Source organism: Corallococcus sp. CA053C (assembly GCF_003611675.1).
Taxonomy (GTDB): domain Bacteria; phylum Myxococcota; class Myxococcia; order Myxococcales; family Myxococcaceae; genus Corallococcus.
Genome location: NZ_RAWA01000532.1, coordinates 1 through 5,722, shown reverse-complemented (window position 1 = coordinate 5,722; position 5,722 = coordinate 1). Strand labels below are relative to the sequence as shown.

4 protein-coding genes and 1 pseudogene are annotated in these 5,722 nt (G+C 72.2%); 3 read left to right on the top strand and 2 right to left on the bottom strand.

Annotation, left to right across the window (positions count from 1 at the left end):
• Positions 1 to 196: 196 nt before the first annotated feature.
• Positions 197 to 1,297 carry a glycosyltransferase family 1 protein gene (locus D7V97_RS39255; RefSeq protein ID WP_120615699.1) on the bottom strand — a complete coding sequence of 367 codons (1,101 nt, stop codon included), beginning with the start codon at positions 1,295 to 1,297 and terminating at the stop codon, positions 197 to 199.
• A 44-nt stretch (positions 1,298 to 1,341) separates the two neighbouring features.
• Between D7V97_RS39255 and D7V97_RS39250 the strand changes: the two genes are divergently transcribed.
• From D7V97_RS39250 to D7V97_RS39240, 3 genes are read left to right on the top strand one after another with little or no spacing between them, the layout of a single operon-like run.
• Positions 1,342 to 3,579 (top strand): glycosyltransferase family 4 protein, encoded by a 2,238-nt coding sequence (locus tag D7V97_RS39250; protein ID WP_120615698.1) that lies wholly within the window; start codon positions 1,342 to 1,344, stop codon positions 3,577 to 3,579.
• A complete protein-coding gene (locus D7V97_RS39245) occupies positions 3,576 to 4,523 on the top strand; it encodes a hypothetical protein (RefSeq protein WP_120615697.1) in 948 nt (315 codons plus the stop codon). Before D7V97_RS39250 ends, D7V97_RS39245 begins: the two co-directional genes overlap by 4 nt.
• A gap of 26 nt (positions 4,524 to 4,549) precedes the next feature.
• A complete protein-coding gene (locus tag D7V97_RS39240; protein ID WP_120615696.1) occupies positions 4,550 to 4,891 on the top strand; it encodes a hypothetical protein in 342 nt (113 codons plus the stop codon).
• Here D7V97_RS39240 and D7V97_RS39235 read toward each other — a convergent pair.
• Positions 4,869 to 5,722 (bottom strand): annotated as a pseudogene (locus tag D7V97_RS39235) (hypothetical protein); the annotation flags it as partial. The gene D7V97_RS39240 and the pseudogene D7V97_RS39235 overlap by 23 nt on opposite strands.

Here is a 5,722-nt window from a genome sequence, read left to right as displayed (position 1 = left end):
CTACACCCTAGAGTTCGTCGGCAGCGTCAGATGTTTATAAGAGACAGGGGCTCCTGCGCTTCATCCGGCTTGCGCGTCGCGTCCCTGCTCGCGCACCCGAGCAGCATCCCGCAGACGATTCCACTCCACACGAGCAGTCGCATGTTCCTCCCAGGGGGCCCTCGCGGGCCGGTTGGCTTGCGCCCCTTCCGACCGGCTAGCGCCGGTGGTGGAGCGCCGCATCGTACGCGGCCCGCGTCAGTTCCGCGGTGCGGGCCCAGGTGAACTTCGCGGCCTGACGCTGGCCCGCCGCGGACAGCGCACGGCGCTCCCCGGGCGAGCGCAGCAGCCGGTCGATGACCGCCGCCAGGCCTTCCGCGTCCTCCGGATCCACCGCCGGGGCCGCGTCGCCGCACACTTCTGGCAGCGAGCCCGCGGTGGAGACGATGGTGGGCGTGCCCAGGCGCATGGCCTCCAGCGGCGGCAGGCCGAAGCCCTCGTAGCGCGAGGGGAAGACGAACAGCGCCGCGCGGCGCATCAGCGCGTAGAAGACGGGAGGCGGCTGGTAGCCCAGGGCCCGCACGTCCAGCCCTTCGGCGCGCAGCCGCGCGATGCGCGTCTCCACCTTGCCGGAGCCGTACCAGCCCTGCCCCGCGAGCACGAGCGTGAAGGGCCGCCCCTGCGCGGCGAGCCGCTCCTGCGCCTCCAGCACCAGGTCCACGTTCTTGCGCACGTCGAGCGAGCCCGCGTACAGCACGTAGTCCTTCGGCAGCCCCAGCGCGCGCAGGAAGTCCTCGCCGGCCGCGTCCAGCGCGGGCGCTTCCACGTGGTCCACGCCGTTGGGCACCACCACGGTGCGGGGCTCCACCTGCGGGAAGCGGCGCAGCACGTCGTCGCGCGTGCGTTCGCTGATGCACACCAGCCGGTCGGCGACGGTCAGGCTGCGCGCCAGCCACAGCCGGAACTGCCAGCGGAACGCGGCGGACACCGTGTCCGGCATGTCCAGCGGCACCAGGTCGTGCACGGTGAGCACGTACGCGGTGCCGGGCACGCGCCTGAGGGGCAGGTTGAAGTTGCCGAGCGCGTGGTAGACGGCCGGCGGCGCGTCCTTGAGCAGCTTCGGCAGCGTGCCCAACGTCCACGCCGTCCGCTTCTGAACGCCGCGCGGATGTTCCCCGGACGTGCGCGCGCCCATCCGGTCCAGCAGGACGCCCTGGGCCTGGAGCGCGTCCGCGAGGCAGCGCGTGTAGAGGCCGATGCCCGTGGTGGGCTCGTCCCAGAGGGTGGCGTCGAGTGCGATGGGTCCAGAGGTCGACACGGGGCCGCCTCATACCATGGGCCGTGTGGTAGACACGGCCCCGCATGGCGGTCCACCAGTTGATCCCGAGCTTCGGCCCCGGCGATGCCTCCGGGCAGGCCGCGCTGCACCTTCAACTCCTGCTGCGCCGCATGGGGCACGTGGGGGACATCTACGCCGAGGAGGTCGGCGGAGGACTGGAGGGGCTGGCGCGCCACGTCTTCACCCTGCGCCCCAAGCCGGATGACCTGGTGCTGTACCACCACGGCATCGCGTCCCCGCTGAGCGGGCGGCTGATGCACCTGGACTGCAAGCGCGGCGTGGTGTTCCACAACATCAGCCCCGCGCGCTTCTACCCGGGCACGCCGCTGGAGCACGCGCTGGTGGCCGGCCGCGCGCAGGTGGCCGCGCTGGCGCCCTTCCTGGACGTGTCCATCGGGGACTCGGACTACAACTGCGCGGAGCTGCGCGTCGCGGGCCACCGCAACGTGCACACCGTGCAGCTCTTCATCGAACCGGAGCGCTTCGCGGCGGCCGGCGCGGACAAGAAGCTGCTCGCGGGCTTGAAGGGCCCCGGCCCCACCCTGGTGTCGGTGAGCCGGGTGATGCCACACAAGCGCTTCGAGGACCTGCTGGCGCTGCACCGCGAACTCTTGCGGATCCGCCCGCAGGCGCGCCTGCTGCTCGTGGGCGGCTACGAGGCGGGCAGCCGCTACTTCCGGGGACTCCAGCGCGAGGCGAAGGCCCTGGGCGGGGTGCACTTCCTGGGGCGCCTGTCGCATGCGGAGCTGGTGGCCGTGTACCGCTCCGCGGACGTGTTCGTGTCCATGAGCGAGCACGAGGGCTTCAGCGTGCCCATCATCGAGGCCATGGCCTCCCAGGTGCCGGTGCTGGCGTACGCGGCGGCGGCGGTGCCGGAGACGCTGGGCGGCGCGGGCATCGCGTTCGACCAGAAGCGCTTCGCGTTCCTCGCGGAGCTGGCGGTGGACCTGCGCGAGGACCCGGCCCTGCGGGACTCGGTGCTCGAAGGCCAGGCACGCCGCCTCCAGCACTTCTCCCCCGCCGCCGCGCAGGTGTCGCTGGAGCGCGCGCTCACGGGGGTGGTGCCGCCGCCTCCGCGTCCCCGGAAGACGCAGGCCAGGCGGCCCCGGGTGGCGCTGGTGGTGCAGCGCTACGGCGAGGTGTCGGGCGGCGCGGAGAGCCACGCGGCCCAGGTGGCCGAGCGGATGGCGTCGCACTGGGACCTCACGGTGGTGACGACCTGCGCGAAGAACCACCTGACGTGGGAGAACGGCTTCCCGCCCGGCGAGGACCGCGTGGGTCGGATGAAGGTGCTGCGCTTCCCGGTGACGCGGACGCGCAACATCCACGCGTTCAACCGCCTGTCGCGCAAGGTGTTCAACAAGAGCAACGAACGGCTGCGCGAGGAGCAGTGGGTGGCCGAGCAGGGCCCCCTGTGCCCGGGGCTGCTGGAGCACCTGGCCTCCACGCACGACGCCTACGACGGCTATCTGTTCTTCACGTACCTCTACACGTCCACGGCGTTCGGGCTGCCGCTGGTGGCGGACCGCGCGATGCTGGTGCCCACCGCGCACGACGAGCCGCCCATGCGGTTTGGCGTCTACGGGGACGTGTTCAACCGGCCCCGGGTGCTCATGTGCAACACGCCGGAGGAGATCGCCATGCTCGGGCGGTTCCATCCGGAGCACGCGCGGGCGCGGGTGGTGGGCGTGGGCGTGGACGCGCTGCCGGCGGTGCCCGCGCGCTTCCGGCAGAAGCACGGCGTGCACGGCCGCTACCTGCTCTACGTGGGCCGGCTGGAGCCGGGCAAGGGCGTGCCGGAGCTCTTGAAGTTCTACCGCCAGCTGCGGGCGCGCTACGCGGACGCGCCGGAACTGGTGCTCGCGGGTGAGGCGAACATGGTCCTGGACGGCGAGGGCGTGCGGCACGTGGGGCGCATCGACGAGCAGGACAAGCACGACGCGCTCGCGGGCGCGCTGGCGGTGGTGGTGCCGTCGAAGTTCGAGAGCCTGTCGCTGCTGACGCTGGAGGCGTTCGCGCAGGGGACGCCGGTGTTGGTGAACGGGCACTCGGACGTGCTGGTGGGACAGGTGGAGCGCAGCGGCGCGGGCCGGGTGTATCGGGGGCTGGCGTCGTTCATCGAAGGACTGCGCGAGGTGGGCGAGGCCCGCGACGCGCTGGGCAAGCGGGGCCGTACCTACGCGCAGCGGCACACGTGGCCCCAGGTGGTCGCGGCGTACCGGGAAGAAATGGCGCGCATCGTCGAGGAGACACACCGATGAAGCTGCTCGGACGGGACATTCCCACGGGGGCCCTGGTGGCCCGCATTGAAGAGCGGCTGCGCGCGCGCGGGCTGCCCACGTCGGAGCCGGCGGAGGTGCCGGTGGACGGCGTGGAGCCGCGCGTGGATCCGCTGACGTTCAGCCTGCACGCGCTGGAGGAGAACGCGGACACCTCGCGCGCCCTGCCGCTGCACACGCATCGCGGAGGCGCGGGCCAGGTGGTGCTGTTGGCCAAGTGGGCCTTCCGCAAGTCGTGCCAGGTGTTGATCAACGAGACGCTCGGCCGGCAGCGCGTGTTCAACGGGCTGGTGCGCGACTCGTACGCCCAGCTCTCCGCGGAGGTCCTCCGCCTGCGCCGGGAGGTGGACACGCTGCGAGCCCAGGCCGCCCGCCCGTCCAAGCCGCCGGACATCGCCTACGGACGGCCCTCGATGCCCGCGCGCGATGAGCGCGGCGGATCCTCGAAGTCGCCAACTTCAGAAGACGAGGGGCGCGCGCGTCCGTCGAAGCCGCTGCCGGACATCGCCTACGGACGCCCCGCGAAGCCGTCAAATGCCGGGCCGTCCGCCGACGGTGGGCAACCCCGTCCTGCGGCGAAGCCTTCGCGCGCCGACCAGGGTCCCTCGGCCACGCCTGCTTCGGGCCCGTCGCCGAAGGCTTCCGCGCCGAACCAGGTCCAGCCGGGCAGCAGCCCCCCGGGACGTCCGCCACAGCCCGCGAAGTCCTCCTCGCGCCCGTCACGGCAGGGTCGCGCGCAGGGCCGTCAGGACAAGGCCGCCACCGCTTCCGGGCAGCGCACCGCGAAGCCCGCGCATCCCCGGAAGGCCGCGCCCGCGAAGCCTCCGCGCTCCGAGGGAGGTCCCGGCACCACCGACCAGTCCGGGCCCTCCGCCCCCACGGCGCGTCGATCCCGTGCGAAGCGTGGAGGGCCGAAGAAGCCCTAGCATCGCAGTCGAAGGGGGGAACCACGATGCGTCCATGCCTCCTTGCCTTGAGCCTGCTGGTCCTCGTCGGGGCTACGCGGGCCGAGGCCCAGAAGCCCGCCTGGAGCAGCCTCGAAGGGACCTTCAAGAAGCTGGGCGTGACGTTCCCGGAGGGCCATCCCCGGCTCGTCCAGAGCAAGACCCTGCCCGGCCTCAAACCCGGCTACTGGGTCTGGCTCCTGGGCGTCTGCGACCCCGACGACGCGCCCTTCCTCCTGGATCAGGTCAAGGTGCTCGCGCCGGAGGCCTACTCCCGCGAGGTGAAGGCCACCGCGCAAAGAGTTCATGAAGTGCGACTGACCGCCCTCAGGGGAACCGGTAGACGGTGACGTAGCCGTCCCGGTGCACCAGCTCGCCCCCCAGCTCGTCCTCGATGAACTGGTGGCGCACGGGGTGGAAGAAGTGCGTCACGTACCACTTGAAGTGGTGCTCCTGGAGGAAGCGCCGCATCTCCTCGCGCTCCTCCGGAGTGACGGTGCCGAACCCGGAGCGCATCCCTTCCGCCGCGCGGAACAGCCGCGAGTCCACCAGCGCCGACTCGCGCACCGGCAGCCGTGACAGCCGCGCGAACGACACCGGCTTGCCGTGGAAGATCTGCTCCCACTGCCCCTGCACGTTGTCCGTCAGCACCGCCACCGGCATGGGCGCGTCGCGGATCTCCTCGAACACCGGAGGCAGCCGGGGCACCGGGGGCATGGGCATCAACAGGCCCCGGTACTCCACGTTGGGCACCAGCGCCAGCGCGAGCGCCAGCGCCACGCCCAGCCGGGCATCCCGCCGGGACGCCCACGCCCCGGCGTGCGCCGCCGCGAACGCCACCAGCACCGACAGCGACAGGTACGTGAGCAGCACGAAGCGCACCGGCATGCCGCCGCGCGAGAACAGCGGCACCACGTGCTTGAACACCACGTAGGGCAGCGGAATCTGCACCTTGAGCGGCTGGCCGAACGCCGTCAGCGGCTCCGACCAGGACAGCCAGACCGCGAGCGCCAGGAAGAGCAGCACGTCCCGCCGCCACACGCGCGCCCGCCACGCCGGCACCAGCGCCACCGCGAGCGTGATGACGAACAGCAGCACCACCGGGGACAGCCGGTCCTCCAGGCGGATGTTGAGCACCGTCCCCATGGACAGCACCGCGAAGCCCAGCCCCAGCCCCAGCC